The 22,705-nt window shown below is 36.2% G+C and carries 27 protein-coding genes; 25 read left to right on the top strand and 2 right to left on the bottom strand.

Annotated features, from left to right (window positions below; genetic code table 11):
* The first annotated feature begins 14 nt into the window (after positions 1-14).
* Together FFX44_RS08775 and FFX44_RS08770 are read left to right on the top strand one after the other, a co-directional pair.
* Entirely contained in the window at positions 15-440 is a 426-nt protein-coding gene (locus FFX44_RS08775) for an Rrf2 family transcriptional regulator (protein ID WP_289980052.1), read from the top strand.
* A gap of 223 nt (positions 441-663) precedes the next feature.
* Positions 664-2,688, top strand: coding sequence for a methyl-accepting chemotaxis protein (locus FFX44_RS08770; protein ID WP_289980050.1), 2,025 nt, complete (start codon positions 664-666; stop codon positions 2,686-2,688).
* 231 nt (positions 2,689-2,919) lie between these two features.
* Here FFX44_RS08770 and FFX44_RS08765 read toward each other — a convergent pair whose 3' ends face one another.
* Positions 2,920-3,678: a flagellar motor protein MotB gene (locus FFX44_RS08765; RefSeq protein WP_289980048.1), complete on the bottom strand. Its 759-nt coding sequence runs from the start codon at positions 3,676-3,678 to the stop codon at positions 2,920-2,922.
* Complete coding sequence (locus FFX44_RS08760; RefSeq protein ID WP_289980047.1) at positions 3,656-4,450, bottom strand: MotA/TolQ/ExbB proton channel family protein; 795 nt, start codon at positions 4,448-4,450, stop codon at positions 3,656-3,658. The genes FFX44_RS08765 and FFX44_RS08760 overlap by 23 nt, the downstream gene beginning before the upstream one ends.
* A gap of 406 nt (positions 4,451-4,856) precedes the next feature.
* Between FFX44_RS08760 and flgB the strand changes: the two genes are divergently transcribed.
* The 23 genes from flgB to FFX44_RS08645 all read left to right on the top strand — a co-directional run bounded on the left by flgB (position 4,857) and on the right by FFX44_RS08645 (position 22,701).
* A complete protein-coding gene (gene flgB, locus FFX44_RS08755) occupies positions 4,857-5,216 on the top strand; it encodes a flagellar basal body rod protein FlgB (protein WP_289980046.1) in 360 nt (119 codons plus the stop codon).
* Between the two features lie 23 nt (positions 5,217-5,239).
* On the top strand, positions 5,240-5,680 hold the full coding sequence (flgC, locus tag FFX44_RS08750) for a flagellar basal body rod protein FlgC (protein ID WP_289980045.1): 441 nt from the start codon (positions 5,240-5,242) through the stop codon (positions 5,678-5,680).
* A gap of 10 nt (positions 5,681-5,690) precedes the next feature.
* On the top strand, positions 5,691-6,020 hold the full coding sequence (gene fliE / locus FFX44_RS08745; protein ID WP_289980044.1) for a flagellar hook-basal body complex protein FliE: 330 nt from the start codon (positions 5,691-5,693) through the stop codon (positions 6,018-6,020).
* Positions 6,021-6,054: 34 nt separating this feature from the next.
* The gene (gene fliF, locus FFX44_RS08740) at positions 6,055-7,605 is read left to right on the top strand and encodes a flagellar basal-body MS-ring/collar protein FliF (RefSeq protein WP_289980043.1); all 1,551 of its coding nucleotides are present in this window, start codon (positions 6,055-6,057) and stop codon (positions 7,603-7,605) included.
* A 16-nt stretch (positions 7,606-7,621) separates the two neighbouring features.
* Positions 7,622-8,626, top strand: coding sequence for a flagellar motor switch protein FliG (fliG, locus tag FFX44_RS08735; protein ID WP_289980042.1), 1,005 nt, complete (start codon positions 7,622-7,624; stop codon positions 8,624-8,626).
* A complete protein-coding gene (locus tag FFX44_RS08730; RefSeq protein WP_289980041.1) occupies positions 8,610-9,320 on the top strand; it encodes a FliH/SctL family protein in 711 nt (236 codons plus the stop codon). Before fliG ends, FFX44_RS08730 begins: the two co-directional genes overlap by 17 nt.
* Positions 9,310-10,641 (top strand): flagellar protein export ATPase FliI, encoded by a 1,332-nt coding sequence (gene fliI, locus FFX44_RS08725; protein ID WP_289980039.1) that lies wholly within the window; start codon positions 9,310-9,312, stop codon positions 10,639-10,641. Before FFX44_RS08730 ends, fliI begins: the two co-directional genes overlap by 11 nt.
* Positions 10,642-10,656: 15 nt before the next feature.
* Positions 10,657-11,094 carry a flagellar export protein FliJ gene (fliJ, locus tag FFX44_RS08720; protein WP_289980038.1) on the top strand — a complete coding sequence of 146 codons (438 nt, stop codon included), beginning with the start codon at positions 10,657-10,659 and terminating at the stop codon, positions 11,092-11,094.
* A complete protein-coding gene (locus FFX44_RS08715; RefSeq protein ID WP_289980036.1) occupies positions 11,087-12,577 on the top strand; it encodes a flagellar hook-length control protein FliK in 1,491 nt (496 codons plus the stop codon). Before fliJ ends, FFX44_RS08715 begins: the two co-directional genes overlap by 8 nt.
* Before the next feature lie 13 nt (positions 12,578-12,590).
* Positions 12,591-13,028 (top strand): flagellar hook capping FlgD N-terminal domain-containing protein, encoded by a 438-nt coding sequence (locus tag FFX44_RS08710; protein ID WP_289980035.1) that lies wholly within the window; start codon positions 12,591-12,593, stop codon positions 13,026-13,028.
* Positions 13,012-13,380 (top strand): flagellar protein, encoded by a 369-nt coding sequence (locus tag FFX44_RS08705; protein ID WP_289980033.1) that lies wholly within the window; start codon positions 13,012-13,014, stop codon positions 13,378-13,380. The genes FFX44_RS08710 and FFX44_RS08705 overlap by 17 nt, the downstream gene beginning before the upstream one ends.
* 77 nt (positions 13,381-13,457) lie before the next feature.
* Positions 13,458-14,348: a flagellar hook-basal body complex protein gene (locus FFX44_RS08700; RefSeq protein ID WP_289980031.1), complete on the top strand. Its 891-nt coding sequence runs from the start codon at positions 13,458-13,460 to the stop codon at positions 14,346-14,348.
* Between the two features lie 36 nt (positions 14,349-14,384).
* The gene (locus tag FFX44_RS08695; protein WP_289980029.1) at positions 14,385-14,603 is read left to right on the top strand and encodes a flagellar FlbD family protein; all 219 of its coding nucleotides are present in this window, start codon (positions 14,385-14,387) and stop codon (positions 14,601-14,603) included.
* Between the two features lie 10 nt (positions 14,604-14,613).
* On the top strand, positions 14,614-15,105 hold the full coding sequence (locus FFX44_RS08690) for a flagellar basal body-associated FliL family protein (RefSeq protein ID WP_289980027.1): 492 nt from the start codon (positions 14,614-14,616) through the stop codon (positions 15,103-15,105).
* 12 nt (positions 15,106-15,117) lie between these two features.
* Entirely contained in the window at positions 15,118-15,486 is a 369-nt protein-coding gene (locus FFX44_RS08685) for a flagellar biosynthetic protein FliO (protein WP_289980026.1), read from the top strand.
* A gap of 17 nt (positions 15,487-15,503) precedes the next feature.
* Positions 15,504-16,253 carry a flagellar type III secretion system pore protein FliP gene (gene fliP, locus FFX44_RS08680; RefSeq protein ID WP_289980084.1) on the top strand — a complete coding sequence of 250 codons (750 nt, stop codon included), beginning with the start codon at positions 15,504-15,506 and terminating at the stop codon, positions 16,251-16,253.
* Between the two features lie 17 nt (positions 16,254-16,270).
* Positions 16,271-16,534 carry a flagellar biosynthesis protein FliQ gene (gene fliQ / locus FFX44_RS08675; RefSeq protein WP_289980025.1) on the top strand — a complete coding sequence of 88 codons (264 nt, stop codon included), beginning with the start codon at positions 16,271-16,273 and terminating at the stop codon, positions 16,532-16,534.
* Positions 16,535-16,543: 9 nt separating this feature from the next.
* Positions 16,544-17,296: a flagellar biosynthetic protein FliR gene (locus FFX44_RS08670; protein WP_289980024.1), complete on the top strand. Its 753-nt coding sequence runs from the start codon at positions 16,544-16,546 to the stop codon at positions 17,294-17,296.
* 9 nt (positions 17,297-17,305) lie between these two features.
* Complete coding sequence (locus tag FFX44_RS08665; RefSeq protein WP_289980023.1) at positions 17,306-18,373, top strand: EscU/YscU/HrcU family type III secretion system export apparatus switch protein; 1,068 nt, start codon at positions 17,306-17,308, stop codon at positions 18,371-18,373.
* Positions 18,374-18,400: 27 nt separating this feature from the next.
* The gene (gene flhA, locus FFX44_RS08660; protein WP_289980022.1) at positions 18,401-20,476 is read left to right on the top strand and encodes a flagellar biosynthesis protein FlhA; all 2,076 of its coding nucleotides are present in this window, start codon (positions 18,401-18,403) and stop codon (positions 20,474-20,476) included.
* 30 nt (positions 20,477-20,506) lie between these two features.
* Complete coding sequence (locus FFX44_RS08655; protein ID WP_289980021.1) at positions 20,507-21,220, top strand: FliA/WhiG family RNA polymerase sigma factor; 714 nt, start codon at positions 20,507-20,509, stop codon at positions 21,218-21,220.
* Positions 21,217-21,921 carry a flagellar hook-basal body complex protein gene (locus FFX44_RS08650; protein ID WP_289980020.1) on the top strand — a complete coding sequence of 235 codons (705 nt, stop codon included), beginning with the start codon at positions 21,217-21,219 and terminating at the stop codon, positions 21,919-21,921. Before FFX44_RS08655 ends, FFX44_RS08650 begins: the two co-directional genes overlap by 4 nt.
* A gap of 12 nt (positions 21,922-21,933) precedes the next feature.
* Positions 21,934-22,701: a flagellar hook-basal body protein gene (locus FFX44_RS08645; RefSeq protein ID WP_289980019.1), complete on the top strand. Its 768-nt coding sequence runs from the start codon at positions 21,934-21,936 to the stop codon at positions 22,699-22,701.
* Positions 22,702-22,705: the final 4 nt, after the last annotated feature.

Here is a 22,705-nt window from a genome sequence, read left to right as displayed (position 1 = left end):
AGAGAAGGGATAATATGAAGTATTCTCATAAGTTGAGTGATGCCGTGCATATCATGGCATATATTGAAATTTGTAGGGGACAAACTTTATCAAGCGGCGAAATTGCTAAAAGTATTAATTCTAATCCTAGCCTTGTAAGAAGATTGATGATGTACTTGACTCGTAGTGGACTTTTGATAACACAAAAAGGAATCGCGCAGCCAACTTTGGCTAAAGATAGTGCCAAGATTTCTTTATTTGATATCTATAGTGCAATAATAGATGAACATAATTTACTTCATGTGGATGATAAGACCAATCCAAATTGTATTGTTGGCGGAAACATTCAAAGGGTTTTAGAAGTTGAGTATGCCAAAGTCCAGATTGCAGCAGAAGCGGAAATGAAGAAAATTTCGCTAAAGAAAATTATAGATGGAATTTTGGTAGAACGCACCAATTAGTGTACAGATAAACTAAGCATTCTGTAAAATGCAGTGGCTGTCCTTTTTTAGGAAATAGGCCACTGTTTTTGTGTGCAATAATAACCTGGAGGATAACTTTTATTTTATGAGCTAATTTTATAACTAATTTTAAATTAGAGGATTAAAAAAAAAGCTGGAAAGCCGATGTAATAATATGTGTAAATGTTTTTTGGCATAATAAAAGAGTTGACGGAGGTTTTCTATGAAAAAAAACAAGGCAAGTATAGGAACTATTATGGCAGTAATTTTGGTAATTGCAGTTATGATACCCACGGTTTTAACTACTACAAGTTCTTATATCCAGACAAAAAATCTATTGATCTCTAGGAACGACATTAGTAAAAAAAGTGCAACAAATATTTTAATAACGTCTAAACAAACTCTTCAAGCAAAGGTTGAGCAGGAATTGAAAAATTTAGCATATCTGCAAATTTTTAAATCAAAGTTCAATAGCGGAAATATCAATCATACTTTGAAGGCAATCAAGGGTGGAAATGGTGATATTAAAAAAATTACTTTTGCAAGCTCAAAGAGCAATAAGAATGTTTTAAATAAGGAATGGTACAAAGGCGGATTAACAAATAGTGGTAGTATTTACTGGACGTCACCATATAAAGATAGCGCAGGTGATTACATTGCAACAGCTTCAATTGCAATACATAATAATGAAGGGCAAGTTGGGGTTTTGGCAATGGATACTTCATATACAGGTATCCAAAACACGGCGATGGGAATTAAGGTTGGACGAACGGGCAGTGCAACTTTAATATCTAACTCTGGTCGTGTGGTAGCAACCAATGATATAAGCAAAAATGACGGCCTACAACTTGGACAAAATATTGATAAAACCGAGCTTTATAAGAGGATAAAAGAGTCAAAAAAGCTCCGCGGAACTATTGCTGTTAAAGGATCAAATAAAATCGATGAAGTTTATTTTGACAAAACAACTTTTGACAGCTCTACATGGGCTTTTTCTAAGGTTGGCAAAACCGATTTAAATAAGGAACTACATTCCCTGATAACGACAGCTATTTGGGTTATCACTATTACACTGATTATCGTAGTTATGTTCTCACTGCTTGCAAGTAAAATGATGTCATTGTTGGTTAAACAGTTTAGTGGTTATTTCATTAAAGCTGGTCATGGAGAACTCACAGTAATAGAAGATAAGCCTAATAAAACTGCTAAATGGTTGGATAAAATTGCCCATAGAATATTAAGACCGGATGAAAAAGGTAATGAAATCGGTAGAATTACTGCGCTATACAATAAAATGATTATTTCTATCAGTAAACTTATTAACCAGGTTAAAGAAGAAACAAGGATAGTTGCTGAAAAATCAAATTTGCTCATGGAACTGGGTGATCAAACTAATAAGGCAACTGAGGAAGTTGTACAAACAATAACAGGAATAGCAGAGGTCACAGGGGTTCAAGCCCAAGACACAGAAAATAGTGTTACAAAACTGCAAAAACTGTCGCATATTACCAATGGATTGAGTGGAAATGTCGAACAGATGACTAGTGCATCCAAAGAAGCTGCGAAACTGAATAAAGATAATATTAGAATTACAACAAATGTTGAGCAAAATTGGAAAGATGAACTAGAAAAAATGGAGAACTTGAACCAAACTGTCGGAGGACTTGATAGGAATATTCAGAATATTAACAAGATAATTAATGTTATTAATGGAGTTTCACATCAAACCAATTTGTTGGCACTAAATGCTTCAATAGAGGCGGCCAGTGTAGGTGAAGAAGGGAAGGGCTTTGCGGTAGTTGCCACGGAAATCCGCAAGCTTTCAGAAAAAACAAAAAACTCGACTAAGGAAATTGAAGAAATAATTCAAGAAATAACAAAACAATCGGCTGATATGGTAAATCAAACCGCTATTTCTGTTGCTGGTGGACAAAAACAAACTGCGTTAATCGAAAACGCAATTGATTCTTCTCAAGAGGTATTTAAAAAAAGCAGCAAGCTGTTAGAAAAGATCGTTGAAGTTGAGCAATACAGTAAAAAAATCAAAGAAGTTCAAAAAGATGTGCTAGAAAAATTAGAAGGAGTTGCATCTTCTACAGAAGAAAATGCGGCTGGGACAGAAGAAGTTTCTGCAAATTCAGAAGAGGTTTTGGCTACAATGACAGAATTTACAAGGAATATTACTGATTTGAAAGAAGTTTCTGAAGTATTGGAACGTGGAACAGAGAGATTTAAAACTGTGAAGTGAGATCTAAAATGATGTATCAAGAAACAAGGATTTCTCAACAAGTTAGAGGATTATAAGAATACAGTAACTTTAAATAAAAGAAAAAATGAAGTGCCCCATAATAATTAGATTTTTTTGTCTAATTATTATGGGGCACTTCACTTTGAACTAGTTGCTCTATTTGTTAAAAATAAACATGTCTCATAAGTTAAACTTCCATATTTTACAGCAAAAGTAGCTGTTTATCTAAGATCATGCTGATTTCTTTTCAACTATTATCTCTACACGACGGTTATTGGACCGGCCAGATGCAGTTGTATTTGTTTCTTTGGGCTTATTCTCACCATAGGCCTGAATTGATATATTATCTTCATAAAAAACGTTATTACTCACGAAAAAATTCATTACTGATATTGCGCGTGCAGAGCTAAGTTCCCAATTTGATTTGTAAGCAGAAGTTGATTTCAGCGGCTGGTTGTCAGTGTAACCAGCGATAATAATTGGATTTGTACTAACTGCTTTAAGAGGACTAAACAGCGAAGTCAACAAATTCTGTGTGTTCTCTGATAGAGTTGCACTGCCAGAGTCAAACAAAATATTACTGTTTATAACGATATGCAAATCATTGCTTTTTATGTAAACTGATACGTTGTTTGTTAAGCCAGAACTCTGAAGATTTGCAGCTAATTGTTGTCTGATAATCTCTAATTGATTGTCTGCTGCTTGGGTGTTAATTGAAGAACTTTCTTGTGAAGAAGCAGAACTTAAGGCAGAACTTAAAGTGGAACCTTGAGTTTTGCTTTTTTTTCCGATATTTACGATAGAATTTGATGATTGATGTGTTGATAGCAATGTTCCAAATTCTGATTTGAATTCTTGAAATTTGGCAGTATCAACTTTGGCCATTGCAAACAAAACAATGAATAGTGCTAACAAAAGTGTCAGCATATCAGAATATGGCAATAGCCAACCCTCGTCGATTTGTTCTTCATTCTTCTTTCGTTTTTTCATTAGCAGAATCCTTTTTATTGTCTGATTTCTTTTCGTTAGTAAGACTATACAACTTTTTCTCGATACTGCTGGCCGAGGCACCAGACTGAATTGCGATAACTCCTTCAAGAATTAAGTTGAGGTTTTCAATTTCCTTTTCGGACTTGACGAGTAATCTTGAATTGAAAGGAATTAGAATTACATATCCGAAGAAAATACCATATAAGGTCGCAACAAATGCCGAGGAAATAGATGTACCTAGGGCATTTACATTGTTAAGGTTGCCTAATGCGCCAATTAGTCCAATTACAGCACCTAGAACTCCAAGGGTTGGTGATGTAGTTCCTGCAGTTTTGAAGATACCTGCACTTTTCCTGTGACGTTCATCCATACCTTCAATCTCATTTTCCATTATCTCTCTGATTTGTTTTTCCCCCAAACCATCTATTACCATCTCTAGTCCTTGCTCGAGAAAAGGGTTATTTAATCCTTCTCTTTGTGATTCCAAAGCAAGTAAACCATCTCGACGGGCAACGTTGGAGAGGTCAACTATTTCTGAGATAAGTTTTTGATTGTCGAATTTTTTCGTCTTGATTAAAATAAGCAACATTTTGGGAACTTTTTTTAATTCACTAGATGGATAACTGTTTATAACAGCAGCTGTAATACCTGCAAAAATAACAATCATAGCTTCTGGATTCAGTAGTACAGCGATGCTTGCACCTTTTAAAACCATACCCACTGTTATTGCAATAAAGCCAAGTATAATACCGATTAGTAGAAAAAAATCCATTGAGAGTATGCCTCCTGATTAAATAATAGAATCGAGTTCACTGTCTATATCGGCTAAAAAAGCAAAAGATTTAACGCAACAATAATGAGTGAATAAAATACTCAAATAATATATTTATTTTGAGTTTTTTTAAAAATAAGTCATAAGAGAGTAATATAATATTACTAATTTTAATATTAATGATACCATAATTTTTTTATTATATAAATATATTATATTATTCATTTTTATAAAAAATATACGAAAAGAAAACACTAACTATCGTTAAAATAACAATAATTGAGAGTCTAAAAAAGCTGATAAAATATTGCTAACTGGTAATATAAAATGTATAATTTTGGTATTAAATAATCAAAAAAATTAAAAAGATACTTAGAAAACATTAAGAAAATGGAAGTGATATCTAATGGATATTTCAAATTTGTTAAAAAATTCACTGGATGCATCTGCTCTTAGATCTGAAACTATTTCGTCTAATATTGCAAATGTGAATACAAGCAATTACAAAGCAAAGCGAGTTGAATTTGAGAATCAACTGGCTTCAGCTTTAAATCTGGTTACAACAAAGGAAAACCATATAGGCGCAAATTCGGCAAGTCAAGCTCAAGTGAAAACTGATGATACAACTGCTGTTAATGAGAATGGTAATAATGTAGATCTCGATGTGGAAATGGTTAATCAATCAACTAACGAACTCTATTATAGTTCAGTAGTATCCCAACTAAACGGGCGCTATCAAATGCTTAATTATGTACTTAATAATTAATTCAAATTCAGGGGATGAAGTAGATGAGTGTATTTAACGGATTAGAAATAAATGCCAGCGGATTAGCATTGGAGCGATTAAAGCTTGACACTATATCAACTAATATTGCGAATGTAAATACGACACATACTGCAGAAGGTGGAGCATATAAGAGTAAAACTGTGCAGTTTAGTGAGAGCTTGAAGAATGCGCAAGCAGCTGGGGAATCCAACACAGGAGTAGGTTCACAAATGAGTTATGGGGTGAAGGTCACGGGATTGTCTCAGGATAATACAGACAAGGTGGAATATGATCCTACAAATGCTGATGCAGATCAAAATGGGTATGTACATATGTCCAATGTGAATTTATCGGATCAAATGGTTAATATGATTCAAACTATGAGAACGTATGAGGCAAACACCTCTGCAGCGGAGTCTAATAAAGACATCTTGAAGAAGGCACTAGAGATATCAAAGAGTTAGGGGGAATAAAATGGTAGGAATTAGCGGAGTAAGTGACTTAAACAACTATAGTAACTCTGTCCAAAAAATGACTGGATTGACTAGTCAGACAAGTAAGCTTGATGATGATTCACAAAATGGAAAATCATTTAGTGATTATTTGACGTCGGCGTTATCGTCTGTTAGCCAAAATATGTCCAACATGGATCAGAGTTCAGCAAGTATGATTTCTGGAAACAACAGTAATTTAGGGGATGTAATGATAAAAATGACCGAGGCACAACTTTCTCTAGAAACGGCTGTTCAGGTTCGTAATAAGTGTATTGATGCTTACAATGACATAAAAAACATGCAATTCTAATTTTGGGGACAGCATTATGCGGAGGGAAAACTAAGTGTTGGAGAGAATTAAAGCATTTTTAGCAAGGTGTGGGGAAATATGGCAAGACCAAAGCCGAGTAAAAAAAGTAGCATGGATATCTTCATTGGTCAGCTTATTAGTTGTTATCGGTGTTGTTACATATTTAACTACAAAAGTACAATATGGAGTTTTATTTACAGATTTGAGTGATGCAGATGCCGGCAGTGTTGTGGAAACTTTAAAGAGTGAGGACATTCCATATAAATTGGGAGATAGTGGAAAAACTATTTTGATACCTCAAAATAAAGTAGATCAAACACGAATTGACTTAGCGGTAGACAATAAGCTTCCAGATAGTTCTACTGGGTTCGAATTGTTTGATAATACAAGCGTTATGACGACTGACGAAGACCGCAAAGTTATGTATCAACGTGCGGTTACAGGTGAATTGGAGCGCGCAATTGAGTCACTTAACGAGGTTCAAAAAGCCAAGGTAATGTTAGTAATGCCTAGCCAAAGTGTATTTAGTGATAGTGGTAATGCTAAAAAAGCTAAAGCATCAATTGTATTGACACTAAAAAGTAGTGGTATCTCTGGGGAAGCTGTGCAAGGAATTCGCTCATTAACAACTGGGGCAGTGGAGGGACTTACGCAAGACAATGTCAAAATTGTTGATAACAATGGTAATCTTCTGACAAGTTCGGGTGGAAGCAATTCCTCAAGTGGATACAATACCAAGTATATGCGAATTGAAAAGGCTTATGAGAAAACGATGGAAGCAAAAGTAAAAAAACTTCTTACACCCATATACGGAACAAATAAAATTCGTGTTTCGATTGATTTAAGCTTGAATTTCGATTCTATAGAAAATAAAGCAACTACCTATAGTAATCCTAGCATTAGGAGTGAAGAAGAGCAGTCCACAGGAAGCGGTGCTGCTACAGCAAGCGGTGAATCGGCTAACAGTGCAACAAATGCAACTGCATCATCAAGCAGTTCAGATGCGGGTTCTTATAGTCGCACAGTAAATAATGAATTAAACACACAGGTTACTAAGACTATCAGTGCACCTGGAGCAATCAAAAGAATGACGACTTCTGTTATCGTTGATGGCAGTCTTTCACAGACTGATCAGCAGAAGATTCAAAGTGTTATCCAATCAGCTGTTGGTTACGATCAGGGAAGAGGCGACACAATTAATATTCAAGGAATTGATTTTGCGAAGAGAAACAAGGCAAGTAGTTCTAAAACAAAGAAAAAGACTGCCAAGAATAATTTCATCTGGGTGTATTTAATTGGTGCAGTCGGAATATTAGTGGTTGTTGGTACTATTGTATTTACAGTTATGCGGATTAGAAGAAATCGAAATAATGAATACTATGACGATTACGATGTTACTGCGGAAGCAGATGAGGTAAAGCCAGATAATAATACTACTGAGGCAGTTGCAGAGGATACTAAACCCACAATTGATTTAGAAAAGAGAAAAGGCAAGGTAGCCGAAGATGAGAATGCAAAGGAATTTGCTGGTGAGCACCCAGAAGTTGTTGCAGAGTTGCTAAAAGCATGGATGAAAGAAAAATAGCAGGGGGAGAGTGACTATGGATTCAATGGATGGTATTAAAAAGGCAGCAATTTTGTTAATCTCGCTTGGCTCTGAGACATCTGCAAAAATAATGAAGCTGCTCCCTGATAGTTTTATCCAGAAAGTTAGTTATGAGATTGCTAACACAGATTTTGTTAGTCCTGAAGAACGATCTGGTGTGCTTAAAGAATTTATTGCAACTGCTGATGCACGGCAATATGTTATTGATGGAGGAATAGATTATGCAAGGGATCTCTTGAAGCAGGCTCTGGGTCCTCAAAAAGCAAAAGAGATAATTGATATACTAAATCAAATTCAATTAAAAGAAAGACCTTTTGAAATTGCCAGAAAAGCTGATACAGCACAACTAACTAGACTATTGCAAGAAGAAAATCCACAAATAATTGCAATGATAATGTGTTACATACAACCTGATAAGGCAGCAGAAATGTTAGCACATTTTTCTGATGAATTACAGGTCGAAGTTGCAGAAAAAATCGGAACATTAGGTAGTGTGTCACCTAGAATTATCAAAAAAGTTGAGCATATAATGGAAAATAAATTTTCAACAACGGTGGACAATGACACAGAGAATATTGGCGGTGTCCACTCATTGGTCGAAATCCTTAATTCGGTCAGTCGAGGAACAGAAAAGAATATTCTTTCTGATCTGGAGAAAAGGCAACCTGAACTTTCACAAGAAGTTAAAGCTAGTCTCTTTACATTTGATGATATTATCAGCTTGGGTAGCAAAGATGTTCAGAAAGTCTTGCGCGATGTTGAAAATTCTGATTTGTCATTGGCACTCAAGGGTGCTGCAGATTCAATTCGAGACTTTATTTTTGCGAACCTTTCTAGTCGAGCTGTTGAAAATCTGAAGGAAGAAATCGAATTTATGGGACCAACACGTCTTTCTGCTGTGGAAGAAGCACAGCAAAAGATCGTTGGAGTTATTCGTAGGTTGGATGAAACGGGTGAGATTTATATAGAAAGAGGCGAACAAGATGCGGTTATTGAATAAAAATCTTGTTAAAAGCAATATAACCTCAAGTACCGAAGAAAAAAAGAAAATTGTTACGAAGATGCCTGAGCCACGAAAAATTGACCCCAACTTGAATCAAGTAGGGAGCCAGCAACGTGAGAGTCTAGAAGTTTTAAAGGAAACAATTATCGAAAGTGCAAAAGCAGAAGCTAATAAAATTAGAGATACGGCTTATACAGTTGGAGAAAAAGAAGGATTTGAAAAGGGGTATCAAGATGGAAAGAATGAAGGTCAAAAAATAGCAGCTAGTTTAATAGAAAAGGCGCAGAAATCTTATCAAGATGTGGCAGCTGATATTAGGCTTTACGAACAGGATAAACATGATGAAATCTTCAAATTTGCAGTAGAGATGGCTGAAATAATTTTACGGCATAGGATAGATGAAGATGCTGGTGAGCTATTGGCGTTAGTAGAACCAATCTTTTTTAAGTTAGAAGAACCGGATCAGATTTTCATAATATCTGCTAACGAGCGCTATCATGATTTAATTGTGAAAAAGATGGAAGAAAAAAGAAGTGAAGTGAGCAGGTTGAGATATACAATCATTAATGATTCAAAAATGGGATTGTATGAAATTAATATCGAGTCTGGTGATTCACTGGAAACATTTGATTTAAAAAGTGAGTTGGCAAAATATATGACTAGTGTTAAGGAGCCTGCAAATGAGCTTTGAAGTATCTTTCGAGCACTATTTGGATCAAGCCAAAAAAAATAAATTTTTTTCGAGCTTTGGCAAGGTAAGCGAGGTCGTTGGGTTAACCATTCGCGTCACGGGAATAGATGTTTTTATTGGAGAAATCTGCAAAATTAAGAACAAAAATAATGATAAGGTAACGCTCACTGAGGTTGTTGGCTTTATAAAGAAGACGGTTTTATTGATGCCGTTAGATGAGCTTGGAGGAATCGGCCCAGGCTCGCTAGTAAAGGCAACAGGTAAAAGTTTGACAATCAAAGTAGGTGACTCTTTACTCGGACATACATTAGACGGACTGGGAAGAGTCATGGGAGACGAAAAAGGCAGTGATGAACAGCTCTTTGAATACCCAGTAATGAGAGAATCTCCAGACCCGTTTAAGCGTAAGAATATTGATACAATTTTGAGTACGGGTGTCAGAGCGATTGATGGAATGTTGACTGTTGGCGAGGGTCAGCGGATGGGTGTCTTTGCAGGAAGTGGTGTCGGCAAGAGTACATTACTTGGAATGATTGCTAAATATTGTCAGGCAGATGTAATTGTAATTGGCCTTATCGGTGAACGAGGCAGAGAGGTCAAAGAATTTATCGAAAAAGACTTGGGCGATGAAGGTTATGCGAAATCAGTCGTTGTCTGTGCTACTTCGGATATGCCACCGCTAGTTAGATTAAAAGGTGCGTATGTAGCGACTGCAATTGCGGAATATTTTAGAGATCAGGGAAAGAAAGTTGTATTGATGATGGATTCAGTCACACGTTTTGCAATGGCGCAAAGGGAAATTGGATTGTCAATAGGTGAACCTCCAACAACGAAAGGCTACACACCTTCAGTTTTTGCGACGCTGCCGAAGCTTTTGGAAAGAAGTGGGATGTCGGAAAATGGTTCAATTACTGCATTTTATACGGTACTTGTTGAAGGTGACGATATGAATGAACCGATTGCGGACTCAGTTCGTGGAATCCTTGATGGACATATTGTTTTATCTAGAAAGATTGCAAGTAAGAATCACTATCCAGCAATCTCAATTCAAGATAGTTTGAGTAGGCTGATGAAATCCTTGATTACAAAAGAACATGAAAATGATGCAAAAGAGTTGCGGGAAAATATAACCGTGTATGCAGATGCAAAAGATTTGATTGATATTGGGGCATATAAGAATGGAGCAAATCCGGTTATTGATTATGCGGTTTCCTTACACCACCCAATTGAAGACTTCCTCTGCCAGTCTGTAGATGAGTATGAAGCTTTTGATAAAATGGAAGGGAAACTACATCAATTATTTGATCAATATAATCTCTAGAGAGCCGGGAAGAAAATGGGAAAATTTAACTTTACACTTGAAAAATTGCTCGATTTTAGAAGAGAAAAAGAAGACAGTTTAAAGCAAGAATATACAACCTTAGGCTCCAAATTATCTTTAAAAGAAAAAAGAATTGACGAATTATTATCAGAGAAGACGAGCTTGATGTACTTGATTGAACCAACAGTTGGAAGAATGCAGATTCAAAGAAATTATTTAGATGAAATTAATCAGCAAGTAAACAGACTGAGACTAGAAGCAGTAGAGCTGAAAAAAAGCCTTGCTGAGTTATTGGAACGATTGATTGGAGCGCAGCAGGAACGCAGAGTTTTAGAGAAACTTGAAGTAAAACAGAAGGATGAATTTGAAATAAGATTAGCACACGAAGAGCAGAAAGAATTAGATGAGTTTGCAAATCGTAAATCGTTGAAAGGAGGTGAAAATTATGGATAGTACTCTAATAACTAGTCGACAAGCAGCAATGACAGATACTGTAGGTGCCGGGAATACCAGTATTGCAAGTGATTTAATAGGAACTTCAGCGCAATTCACCAATCTATTGCAGCAAAAGTTAAACAGTAAGACTTTAATAGAAGGTTCCAGTGAGTCTAGTGCAAGTGTTGAAAGTTCAGTTGATGCAAAAAAATTCCAAGATAGTGAAGATTCAGCCAAGGATAAGCAAGTTGGAGAAGATAAGGAAAAGGATAAAAGTGATGATTTAAGCGACCTAGCGCATGTAGATCCTGCGATACAAGAAGAAAAAGCTGTCTCGGTAGCACCAATTTTAAGTAAAGCAGATTCCAAAGATACTGAACAAATAGATAATGCTAGCTCTACAAGTGACAAAAATCCATCTTCAAATGTAATAGGTGTAGAAGATGATGCCAGCAATAAAGGAATTAAGAAAGCAATTAATAAGGATAAGGATTTATTAGAAATAGATTCCCAATTATTTACTGGAAATCTGCAAGAGTCAAACACGAATCCTGTAGTAAACAATCTTCAAGGCCTTAATGCTGGCCGAAACGATATCAAAAGTGAGGTTGAAAATAATAACTCACTGGAGTTGACTGGCACAGATAACGTGCAGCAAATTGTTCCAGAAATACAAGGTAAAAATGATAACGTAGTAAATTTGGCACTTACAGACCAGATAGGTAGTCAAACCACAAACTTGGTGACAGAGAATAAGATTACACAAGAGCGCAAACCAGAAACGATACCAAAAATCAGTAATGCTGTGACAGGCATAGAAGAAAATGAAACAGCAGTCATTGATGAAACAACAGACACTAAAGAAAATTCGACTGTGGTACCACTGGATAAACAAAAAGAGAATGCTAGTACAACTGTAGATTCCAAGGTAATTGAAGATATGACACGAAGCCAGGTCGCTAATTTGATGATGGAAAATAGTGTTACACAGGAGCATAAGACGGATTTTACAGCAAAAATTAGCGACTCTGCGACTATTTTGCAAAGTAAGACGGCCACAAGTATTGTGAAGACGTTGTTGAGTGGAGCAAGCAAGCAAGTTACAGTTCAGTTGGAACCGGGAAGTCTGGGAAAAATTGAAATTTCTTTGCAATCAACGTCAAATGAAGTCAGTCTTAATTTTAAGTTATCATCGAATCATGCAAAATTGCTTATCAGCAGTATTTCAACACAGTTAGAACAGGTATTGAATGACCAGATTGCAGCAGATAAGACAACCAGCAATAGAATTTCAGCATATCAAACAACAGCAAGTATTTTAGACGGTGCACAGTTTTCATTTGGACAGCATCAATTTGGACAACAGGCGAATCAAAATTCTTCTAAAACGAGATTTGCTGAACAATATCGGAATAATAAAATCGGGCAAGATGAAGCCAGCAATAAAAAGCAGGACAAAAAGCAGCAAAATGAAAAAAATATAATCAGTATTTTAGCATAAAGGAGAAATGTTCATGAGTTATGACTATACACAAGCCATTCCGTCAGTAGGAATATCAACGGAATATAGCGGTTCAACAAGTAAGACGAGCTTATCAATGGATGATTTCTTGAAAATCATGTCTGCTGCAATGCAGAATCCATCAATTGATAGTGATTCATCGAGTGGTAGCAGTAGCGGGACAGATTACGTCTCACAAATGGCACAGTTTGCATCATTAGATCAGTTAAATAATATTGGGAAAAGCTTAACTACTACGGTTATGGGAATGCAGCAAAACGAAGCATTTTCGTTATTAGGAAAAAATGTAAAGTTAACCGATGGGGGCACAACGGTGAGCGGAAAAGTGGATAAAGTTAAATTTTCAAATGGTTATGCAACTCTTGTGGTAAATGGAGATGAATACGAGATGGGTGCATTAACGGAAGTGGATAATGATACAACAAATTAATGGAATTAGTAATAGTTCCAAGGGGATAAATAACGAAGTTCACGTAAATAATTCCAGTAAAAATAATGAAGACTTTTCAAAAATACTTGCAGATAAACAGGAACAAGTGAAGATTTCAAAGCATGCACGTCAAAGGTTGAGTGCACGTAATTTGGATCTGCAAAATAGTGATCTTTCCCATATTGGGCAGGCTATGAACGAACTGGATGAAAAAGGCAGCAAGGACTCGTTGCTGTTATATAAAGATATGGGGTTAATAGCAAATGTTCAAAATAGAACGATTATTACTGCAATGAATGTCAATGAGATAAATACAGTTACAAACATAGACAGTACAAAATTTGTAAAATAATAGGCTGGACCTTATAAGGAAGCCTAATTAACTCTCTGACTGATTGAGGAGAGATTAACCTATAGGAGGAATTTTAAATGTTAAAATCGCTTTATTCTGGTGTTAGTGGTATGAAAGGTTTTCAAACAAAGATGGATGTAATCTCGGATAATATTGCTAATGTAAATACAATGGGTTTTAAATCAAGTCGTGTTATTTTTGAAGACTTAATGAGTCAAAATATGTCCACTGCATCATCTGCATCTAATAATTTAGGTGGTACAAATGCGAAGCAAATCGGACTTGGGGTTCAAGCTGGTTCGATAGATAAAGATACTTCGACAGGTTCACCCCAATCAACGGGACGAACACTTGACTTTTATATAAATGGTGGTGGATATTTCATCGCTCAAAACGAGAAGGGCGAGAACCTGTATACAAGAGACGGCGCATTTTCCAGGGATAATCAGGGGAATTTAACAACGAGTGATGGATTTAAAGTTATGGGCCGAGCAGCGACGACCCCACTAACAGAATATACAGACGGAACTAATACAGATAATGCACTTGCGGCTTCTGGAAGCCTATCCGCATTAACAATTCCAAGCACCATTACAGTTAATGGTCAGACGCTTAATTATGATTCTGTGTCGGTTGATCAGAGTGGTCTTGTTATTGGTAAATATGGTAGTCAGAATTTCGTGTTGGGCAAGGTTTCCTTGGCAACCTTTAATAATGCCGCAGGGCTTGAAAATGTTGGGGGTAACAACTTTGCAGTTTCATCGAACTCGGGGGCGGCTATCATATCAAATCCTGGGGATACAGGCACAGGAACTTTGGTGTCAGGTGAACTAGAGATGTCTAATGTCGATTTATCTAGTGAATTCACGGAAATGATTGTTGCGAATAGGGCATACCAAGCAAATGCAAAAACGATTACTACATCAGATGAAATGTTACAAACATTAATTAACTTGAAGCAATCATAATAACGAATGCTTGATTAATAATAAGGAGGACAAGGGTTGATTGAATTAGTAGGTCTAAATGGAAAAACATTTTTCCTGAATGCAGATTTAATTTTTAAAATCGAAGAAACTCCGGATACAATAATTACGCTTACGGATGATAGAAATATAATTGTAAAGAATAAAGCAATTGAAATAAAAAAATTAATAATCGAATATCGGAAAGAAATTCTTGTGGAGTCACAGAACTTAAACGCCATTAATAAGGAGATGTAGATAGTCACTCATGGCAAAAGAAAAAAGTGAAAAAAAAGGGAAAAAATGGATTTTGTGGATGTTGATATTACTTGTGGTGGCAACAAGCGGTGGAGTAGTTGGGACAGTCGTTACACCAAAGATAATGAGTGCATTAGGTTCGAAAAAAGAGACAGTTAAGCACCATGCTAAGACAGTTGTTTCGGGGAAGCAGCAGTTAGTGCCCGTTAAAAAATTTGTGATTAATTTGACTAATGAAGATGGATCGGATAATGCACAATATGCCCAAATCACCTTATCATTTTTAGTCGCAAATTCAGAGCAGAAAACCAAAGTTAAGAAGGATGTCGCAGTTGTCAGAGACAGTGTTATAAATGTTATTAGGCAAAAAAAGGCAAGTGATATTCTAGGATCTTCAGATAGCCTTGCGGGATTAAAAAGTCAACTACGGGACACTATTAATAAAGCGTATGGAACAAAAATAGTAGAAGATGTATTTATTACAAATTTGGTTATTCAATAGAAAAGGGAAAAGATGGATATATATATTACGGTTTTCAAAACAATTGTCTTTTTAATAATTATCATTTTCATGATTAATATTTGTTTAAAAACCCTGGGGAAATATACTAATCAGAGTAAAAAAAATTTTAGAATCATTCAAAAGATTGCAGTGAGTAAGACCTCCTCTATTGGAATAGTACAAGTTATCGATACTTACTATGTGATGAGTTTCTCAGAAAACCATAATGAGATTTTGAAAGAATTGAATGACTATGAAGTGGCCCAATTGTTGGACTCGTTGGAAAAGGCTAAAAGCAGCGAGCACAATAGTAAGGATTTCAAACAAATTCTTCAAGATATGAGTGATAAGATTCAAGCGCTTAAGAAGAGGAAAAGATAATGAAGAAGAAAATTGCCATGGGGTTAGCCGTAATTAATATCTGTTTTTGGAAACTGTTCCTATTTCCTACTACGGTTTCTGCTATTAGTACCAAAGATATTACGTCGACTGTTAATAATTTACTGAATAATAATTCAAGCTCTACTACTACCGTTAATACCTTTATCTTGTTGACTTTGTTATCGATTACTCCGATCTTGTTAGTAATGATGACGTCTTTTACGAGGATTATAATGGTACTTTCATTTGCAAGAAGTGCACTTGGAACACAGCAAAATCCACCCAACCAGGTGTTGCTTGGACTAGCTTTATTCCTAACATTTTTTACAATGCGCCCGGTTTATACAGATATTTACCAGGATGCAATCAAGCCGTATAACCAAAGTGAGATAACGCAGCAGCAGGTATTTGACCGCTCAGAGGACCGAATAAAGGAATTCATGTATGGTCAGACAAGACAAAAGGATATCCAGCTTTTTGTTGATGTGTCTAAAGAGAAAGTTAATACTAAAAAGTACAAAAATATACCGTTGACGATAATTACCCCAGCTTTTGTGATTAGTGAGCTGCGCACAGCTTTTAGTATAGGATTTCTGTTGTTTATCCCATTCTTGATTATCGATATGGTAGTCTCAAGTATTTTGATGTCAATGGGAATGGTGATGTTATCACCAGTCATGATTTCGTTACCGTTTAAAATTCTGTTGTTTGTACTTGTAGATGGCTGGTACTTACTAGTAGAGTCACTAATCAAGAGTTTTTATTAGGGAGTTAGGTAGATTTTATGACAATCGAAGTAGTTTTACAGGTTATTAGGGATGCTTTTATTAGGATTATTTTAATTTCAGGTCCAGCAGTTGGAATTGGAATGTTAGTTGGGCTAATAATTAGTATCCTTCAGGCTACTACTCAGATTCAAGAGCAGACCCTGAGTTTTGTACCGAAGCTGGTTGCGATTTTAATTACTCTGATTTTGGCAGGCAACTTCATGATAACAATTCTTCTTGAATTTACGAAGAATGTATTCAAGATGATTTCAAAGTTGTGAGGTGGTCAAATGGTCGTGGTTCAGGTAGGAGCGCTTCTATTGTGCAGGGTGATGTCATTTATCGTGATTTGTCCAATCTTTTCACAGAAGGGTTTTCCTAATTTTGCAAAACTTGTCGTAGGAGGAAGCTTAGCGATTTCAGCCTACCCTGCAATTACAGAATATAAAGAAATTACTAACATGGTACTTTTGGGAGAAGTGGCTATCAAAGAAGTCCTCTTTGGATTAGCAATGGGTTATCTAAGCCAGCTTGTTTTTAGCGGAGTTATGATGGCAGGCCAGATGATTGATTTTCAAGTGGGATTTTCTATGGCACAAGCATATGACACTATGACAGATGTTCAATCTGCCCAGTTCAGTAAGCTTTATTACTGGTTGACAGTTTCCGTCTTCTTTATGCTCGATTTGCAAAATCTAATGATTTATGGGGTTATTAATTCTTTCAAGATTGTTCCGCTAGGCACTGAGAATATAAATGGAGCATCAGTAGATGGGGTTGTTCAGTTATTTGAGAAGACGGTCGAGATGTCGGTTAGTCTGGCAGCACCTATGGTAGTAGCCGTACTTGTGATTGATATTTTGTTGGGAGTTATCTCAAGATCAATTCCACAGATTAATATCCTAATGATGAGTCTTTCTGTAAAAACAATTGTTAGTATTGTAATTTTTTTACTTGCTTTATCAAGTTTGGCAAGCTTTTTGGGGAATAACCTTTCTGAGGGAATAGGGGACATGCTTGAGTTCATAAAATCTGTAAAATAGGAGATTAAGATGGCTGACAAAGATGGGAAAACAGAAAAACCAACTCCTAAAAGATTAAAGGATGCAAAGAAAAAAGGAGAAGTTCCCAAAACACCGGAGTTGAATATTGCGATCTCCTTATTAATTTTTGCATTTGTCATTCTTCCTCTGTGGGAATTTATTCTCAAGGAATTCTTACCCTATTTGACACAAATGCTTGAACAAATTGCAGATTTTAAGGTCGAGATGAATGATCTGCCGCGAGTAGCAGTTCAAGCTGTGCTAATGATAATTTTACTAGCAAGCCCATTTATGCTGATCAGTATTTTTCTCGGATCATTTGTTAATATCCTGCAAGTCGGATTGTTGTTTACATGGAAGCCACTAAAACCCGATTTTAAAAAATTAAATCCGATTAATGGGTTTAAACAAATGCTAGGTCTGAGATCATTGGTTAATGTGGCAAAAACACTTGCGAAGTTAGGGATTATCATTTATCTCTGCTATCAGCAATTCATGTCGGAAATTCCAACAATAATTAATTTGAATGATGTAGGAGTTCAAAAAATACTTTATTTTGTCTTAGATTTTACTAGGTCATTAATTGAAAAAATATCTTTCTTTCTCGTAGTTGTTGCAATTTTTGATTATGGGTATCAAAGATATACGCACTATAAGAGCTTGCGAATGACTAAGCAAGAAATTAAAGATGAATTCAAACAACAAGAAGGAGATCCAAAGGTCAAGGCACAGCGAAAAGCTAGGTATCAGGCGATGTCGCGCAATGCAATTTCAAAGGTCAAGGAAGCAACTGTGATGGTTACAAATCCGACGCATTATGCAATTGCAATCAAGTATGATCCGCAAAAGGAAGGGATTCCACTGCTTTTGGCAAAAGGTGCGGATGAATTAGCACAGCGAATGAAAGCAGAGGCCAAGAAAATGCATGTACCAATGATTGAGAACAGGCCTGTTGCCAGAGCCATCTTTGCTAAGGTCGAACCTGGTGAATTTATACCAGCAGAGATGTATGAATCAGTTGCAACAATTGTAGCACTAGTTTACCAGTTGGAAGAGAAAGAAAAAAATAAGATTTAGATTGAGTTTTGGGGGATTAGTAGATAAATGGGTAAAAAGAGGCTTAAGAAGAAAAGAACATTAAACTATGCTGATGTGATTGTTTCGTTCTTAGTAATCAGTATTATCGGATTAATAATAATACCGCTGCCCGCAATGGCATTGGATATACTAATTGTTATTAACCTAGCAGTTGCAATCAATATTTTACTTATTACACTATTCACTAAGAGTGTTCTAGAATTTACGACTTTCCCAACATTGTTATTAATTACAACAATGTTCAAGCTTGGTTTGAATATGTCTTCAACTCGTTTAATACTGACTGAGGGTAATGGTGGAAATGTAATTGCTGCCTTTGCCAATGTTGTGGCAGGCAGTAATTATATCGTTGGAATTATTTTATTCATTATTATTATGGTTGTACAACTAGTGGTTGTGACTAATGGTGCAGGACGTGTTTCTGAGGTTTCTGCAAGATTTACGCTTGATGCGATGCCAGGAAAACAGATGGCGATTGATTCTGATTTGAATTCTGGGTTAATAAATGAAGAACAAGCTAGAAATCGCAGAAAGGATTTACAACGAGAAGCCGATTTTTATGGTTCGATGGATGGAGCCAGCAAGTTTGTTAAAGGTGATGCAATTGCAAGCATTATGATCACCTTGATCAATCTGATAGCAGGGACCATTATTTTTACCATGAAAGGTGATTTATCAATAACTGATGCATTAGCTCAATTTGGAAAACTGTCAATCGGTGATGGCTTAGTCAGTGCGATTCCTTCACTTCTGATTTCAATCGCATCCGGGATTATAGTTACTCGTTCAGATAACAATAGTTCTTTTGGTTTGGATATTTCGTCTGATGTCGTAAGATATCCTATCTTATTTAGAATCGTCGGTGTAATTTTGTTGATACTGGCAATAGTGCCAGGTTTTCCTTTCCTACCTTTCTTATTTATTGGGATTGGAATGTTTGTTGCAAGTATGGTTATTAAACAAACAGAACAAAAAACAGCAATTAGAAAAAAAGAAGAAGAACAGAAATTGGCGTTGAAACGCAAGAAAAAGGAACAAGAAGAAGATGAGTCGGTCTCCTCTTTTCAGGTTGAACCCATCGCAATTGAAATTGGCTATGGATTGATTTCGTTGGTGGACAGTACGATTGATAACAGCTTAATGAGTAGAATAGTTGCTATTCGCAAACAAACAGCCAGAGAACTTGGAATCTTGGTACATCCAGTCAGGATACGAGACAACTTGTATCTTGAGTCGAATGACTATTCTATTAAAATTAGAGGAAACGAAGTTGGAGCAGGTCAGATTTACGCAGATAAGTTGATGATTATCAGTCCCGATGATGAACCGTTCCCATTCAAGGGTATTCCGACAAAGGAACCAGCATTTAGTATTGATGCAATGTGGATTGATCAAAAAGACAAAGAAGCTGCTGAAGTTCAGGGATTTACAATCATTGAACCTTTGACAGTAATTGCCACACATTTGAAAGAAATAATTTTTGGTAATGCACCAGAACTTCTTGGTAGACAAGAGGTTCAGAAGTTATTAGAAGGAATAAAAGATCAGAATAATGTTGTAATAGATGAATTGATACCGGATATTTTACGCTTGGGAGAGGTTGAAAAAGTTTTACAAAACTTATTGGAAGAAAAAATTCCAATTAATGACTTGGCAACAATTCTGGAAACCTTGGCGGATTATGGATCAGTTACAAAAGATACAGAGGTATTAACTGAATATGTAAGACAAGCGCTAAGAAGAACAATTGCTGCTAAGTACGCTGATGAGCAAAAGAATATTAAAGTAGTAACAATTCATCCGAAGGTGGAGGAATTAATTACGCAAAGTATTCAAAAAACGGCTACTGGCTCATATCCGGTGTTGAAGCCAGATTCAGTCAATCAAATTCTAGAAGCTATTAACAAGATTCAGCAGGAACTGACACTTAAGAATATTGAGTTTGTAGTATTAACTTCTCCCAAAATCAGACTGGCCTTTCGAAAGTTAGTTTCCTTTAATTTTCCCAATATGTCGATTTTGTCTTTAAATGAAGTCCCTAATGAAATTTCGATTGAAACTGTAGGAACAATTAATGTTTAAAAATTTTTGATGAGGGAGGATAGAGATAATATGTATGAAACTAGCACTGAAGATGAAGTCTTGAAATATCTTCCTTTAGTTGAAAGAGTTGCTAAAAGAGTTCCGATTAAAAGTACTGAGTATGAATATAGCGATTATTATAATATTGGTGTGATCGGTTTGATCGATGCTTTACACAAGTTTGATTCTACGAAGAAAGTTCCTTTTGAGAGCTATGCGGCAATCAGAATCAGGGGCGCAATTATTGACGAAGTTCGGAAACATTCAAGAATCTCAAGATATAAGATGGTTGCGATTAATGATTTTTACAAGGCAAAACAGGTTCTCGAACAGGATCACAAAAGGGAAGTCTCTGACAGTGAAATCTGTGAAAAAATGGGAATATCCATTACACAATTGAATGAGATATATGAAAACATTCATTATTTGGCTAGTATTTCTCTTGAAGGAACGATCTTCCCTACAGAAGGAGAAGGTGGAATCTCGCTAGGAGATATTATACCTGACAAAAGTGGAACTAATGCTGAACAAAAGTTAATTGGAGAAGAACGTGAAATGGCTCTTACAAGATGTATAAGAAAGCTAAATGAGCGTGAGCAACTAATCTTGAGCTTGTACTACAAGGAGGAAGCAACTTTAAAGGAGATTGCTGCAATTTTAGATATTTCAATTGCGCGCGTTTCGCAGATTCATGGGAAAGTAATTGCAAAGCTAAAATTATCGATGGAGGATGAATTGTCATGATACGAGGGTTAGATACGATAGAGCAAAGTCTAGATGTTTTACTCAAAAGGCAAGAAAATACTAGTGGAAATATCGCTAATGTCAATACAACAGGGTATCAGGCAAAGCAGCTATTCCAATCAACATTAAAAGAGGTGCAATTTGAAAATCACCAAGGAGGCGCAACAGTTTCTGAAAGACAAAACATTGGTGGATTTACATTTGGTAATGCTATTGATGGTTCTTATATTGATAGTAGCAAAGGCACAATGAAAGAGACTGGGAGAACGACCGACTTTGCGATTAATAGCAATGGATATTTTACAGTTAGAATGAATGATGGTTCACTTGCATATACAAGGAATGGAAATTTCAAGCTTAATAATCAAAATCAATATACAACGCAAGAAGGCTATCAAGTTGTGGGAGCGAATGGACAGGCGGTTAGTGCAAGTGATGATCCGTCTTTTAGGATAGCAAGCATTGCTAATGAACAGCAGTTAACGGACGCAGGGAACGGCTATTATACGACTAATCAAAATGTGCAAGTTGATACGAATCCTAATGTGATGCAAGGTTACTTGGAGCAGTCGAATGTTTCGATGTCAGATGAAATGGTAACGTTAATGCAAACAGGTAGAGAGTTTGAAGCTAATCAAAAGGTTTTGAGTTCAACCAATGAAACGCTAGATAAGGCAGTCAATAGTTTAGGGAAGGCATAGAGGTTGATTTAGATGAATATTTCGGGTATTTTATCGATTAATAAGTCTGGGATGAATGGCTTACAAAATAATATGGACAACATTGCAAATAATATTGCAAATTCAGATACAGTTGGCTATAAGAATAGGGACACGACTTTTCAAGAGTTAGTCAATAATCAGACAACAACGCAAGAAGCAAATCTAATATCTGGAACAAATCTTGGTTTAAATACTGGAGTAGCAGTCAATGGTGAATCAGTTAACTTCACGCAAGGGAGCTTGCAACAGACTGGGAGTGCAACTGATTTTGCGATACAAGGGCAAGGTTTCTTTGGGGTATACGGGCAAAATGGTGAATTATTGCTGACACGTGATGGTAGCTTTAAACGCGATAGCACTGGACAGTTGGTGAACGCAAGTGGGAATAAAGTGGCTGTTGATGCAACTGTGCCTGAAACGAATTGGCCCAAGGGTGATTTGAGTGTTGCTAGCGATGGCAGTATAAGTATTGTGAACAATGGAAACAGCACTTCGGTGGGAAAACTAAGAATGTATTTACCGCAAAATAATGAAGATTTAGTGAGTGTTGGCAATAATAATTATACTGTTACGAATGAGAATCAATTGCAGGTGATGACAAATGCAAGTGTCAAGCAAGGGTATTTGGAAACTTCAACTGTTGATTTAGCAAGCTCGATGACGGACATGATTGCAACCCAAAGAGCATATCAGATGAATGCCAAAGCACTTCAGTCAACGGATGATATGTTTGAGGTAATTAACCGCTTAGCCGATTAATATT

The organism is Lactobacillus sp. UCMA15818 (assembly GCF_030400225.1).
Lineage (GTDB): Bacteria > Bacillota > Bacilli > Lactobacillales > Lactobacillaceae > Liquorilactobacillus.
The sequence above is the reverse complement of the archived record's forward strand: the minus strand, read 5'-3'. Positions and strand labels throughout refer to the sequence as shown.

Bases quoted from the DNA above. Each gene is read 5' to 3' on its own strand.
- FFX44_RS08775 (WP_289980052.1), top strand. From the start codon at position 15: ATGAAGTATTCTCATAAGTTGAGTGATGCCGTGCATATCATGGCATAT.
- FFX44_RS08770 (WP_289980050.1), top strand. From the start codon at position 664: ATGAAAAAAAACAAGGCAAGTATAGGAACTATTATGGCAGTAATTTTG.
- FFX44_RS08765 (WP_289980048.1), bottom strand. From the start codon at position 3,678: ATGAAAAAACGAAAGAAGAATGAAGAACAAATCGACGAGGGTTGGCTA.
- FFX44_RS08760 (WP_289980047.1), bottom strand. From the start codon at position 4,450: ATGGATTTTTTTCTACTAATCGGTATTATACTTGGCTTTATTGCAATA.
- flgB (WP_289980046.1), top strand. From the start codon at position 4,857: ATGGATATTTCAAATTTGTTAAAAAATTCACTGGATGCATCTGCTCTT.
- flgC (WP_289980045.1), top strand. From the start codon at position 5,240: ATGAGTGTATTTAACGGATTAGAAATAAATGCCAGCGGATTAGCATTG.
- fliE (WP_289980044.1), top strand. From the start codon at position 5,691: ATGGTAGGAATTAGCGGAGTAAGTGACTTAAACAACTATAGTAACTCT.
- fliG (WP_289980042.1), top strand. From the start codon at position 7,622: ATGGATTCAATGGATGGTATTAAAAAGGCAGCAATTTTGTTAATCTCG.
- FFX44_RS08730 (WP_289980041.1), top strand. From the start codon at position 8,610: ATGCGGTTATTGAATAAAAATCTTGTTAAAAGCAATATAACCTCAAGT.
- fliI (WP_289980039.1), top strand. From the start codon at position 9,310: ATGAGCTTTGAAGTATCTTTCGAGCACTATTTGGATCAAGCCAAAAAA.
- fliJ (WP_289980038.1), top strand. From the start codon at position 10,657: ATGGGAAAATTTAACTTTACACTTGAAAAATTGCTCGATTTTAGAAGA.
- FFX44_RS08715 (WP_289980036.1), top strand. From the start codon at position 11,087: ATGGATAGTACTCTAATAACTAGTCGACAAGCAGCAATGACAGATACT.
- FFX44_RS08710 (WP_289980035.1), top strand. From the start codon at position 12,591: ATGAGTTATGACTATACACAAGCCATTCCGTCAGTAGGAATATCAACG.
- FFX44_RS08705 (WP_289980033.1), top strand. From the start codon at position 13,012: ATGATACAACAAATTAATGGAATTAGTAATAGTTCCAAGGGGATAAAT.
- FFX44_RS08700 (WP_289980031.1), top strand. From the start codon at position 13,458: ATGTTAAAATCGCTTTATTCTGGTGTTAGTGGTATGAAAGGTTTTCAA.
- FFX44_RS08690 (WP_289980027.1), top strand. From the start codon at position 14,614: ATGGCAAAAGAAAAAAGTGAAAAAAAAGGGAAAAAATGGATTTTGTGG.
- FFX44_RS08685 (WP_289980026.1), top strand. From the start codon at position 15,118: ATGGATATATATATTACGGTTTTCAAAACAATTGTCTTTTTAATAATT.
- fliP (WP_289980084.1), top strand. From the start codon at position 15,504: ATGGGGTTAGCCGTAATTAATATCTGTTTTTGGAAACTGTTCCTATTT.
- fliQ (WP_289980025.1), top strand. From the start codon at position 16,271: ATGACAATCGAAGTAGTTTTACAGGTTATTAGGGATGCTTTTATTAGG.
- FFX44_RS08670 (WP_289980024.1), top strand. From the start codon at position 16,544: ATGGTCGTGGTTCAGGTAGGAGCGCTTCTATTGTGCAGGGTGATGTCA.
- FFX44_RS08665 (WP_289980023.1), top strand. From the start codon at position 17,306: ATGGCTGACAAAGATGGGAAAACAGAAAAACCAACTCCTAAAAGATTA.
- flhA (WP_289980022.1), top strand. From the start codon at position 18,401: ATGGGTAAAAAGAGGCTTAAGAAGAAAAGAACATTAAACTATGCTGAT.
- FFX44_RS08655 (WP_289980021.1), top strand. From the start codon at position 20,507: ATGTATGAAACTAGCACTGAAGATGAAGTCTTGAAATATCTTCCTTTA.
- FFX44_RS08650 (WP_289980020.1), top strand. From the start codon at position 21,217: ATGATACGAGGGTTAGATACGATAGAGCAAAGTCTAGATGTTTTACTC.
- FFX44_RS08645 (WP_289980019.1), top strand. From the start codon at position 21,934: ATGAATATTTCGGGTATTTTATCGATTAATAAGTCTGGGATGAATGGC.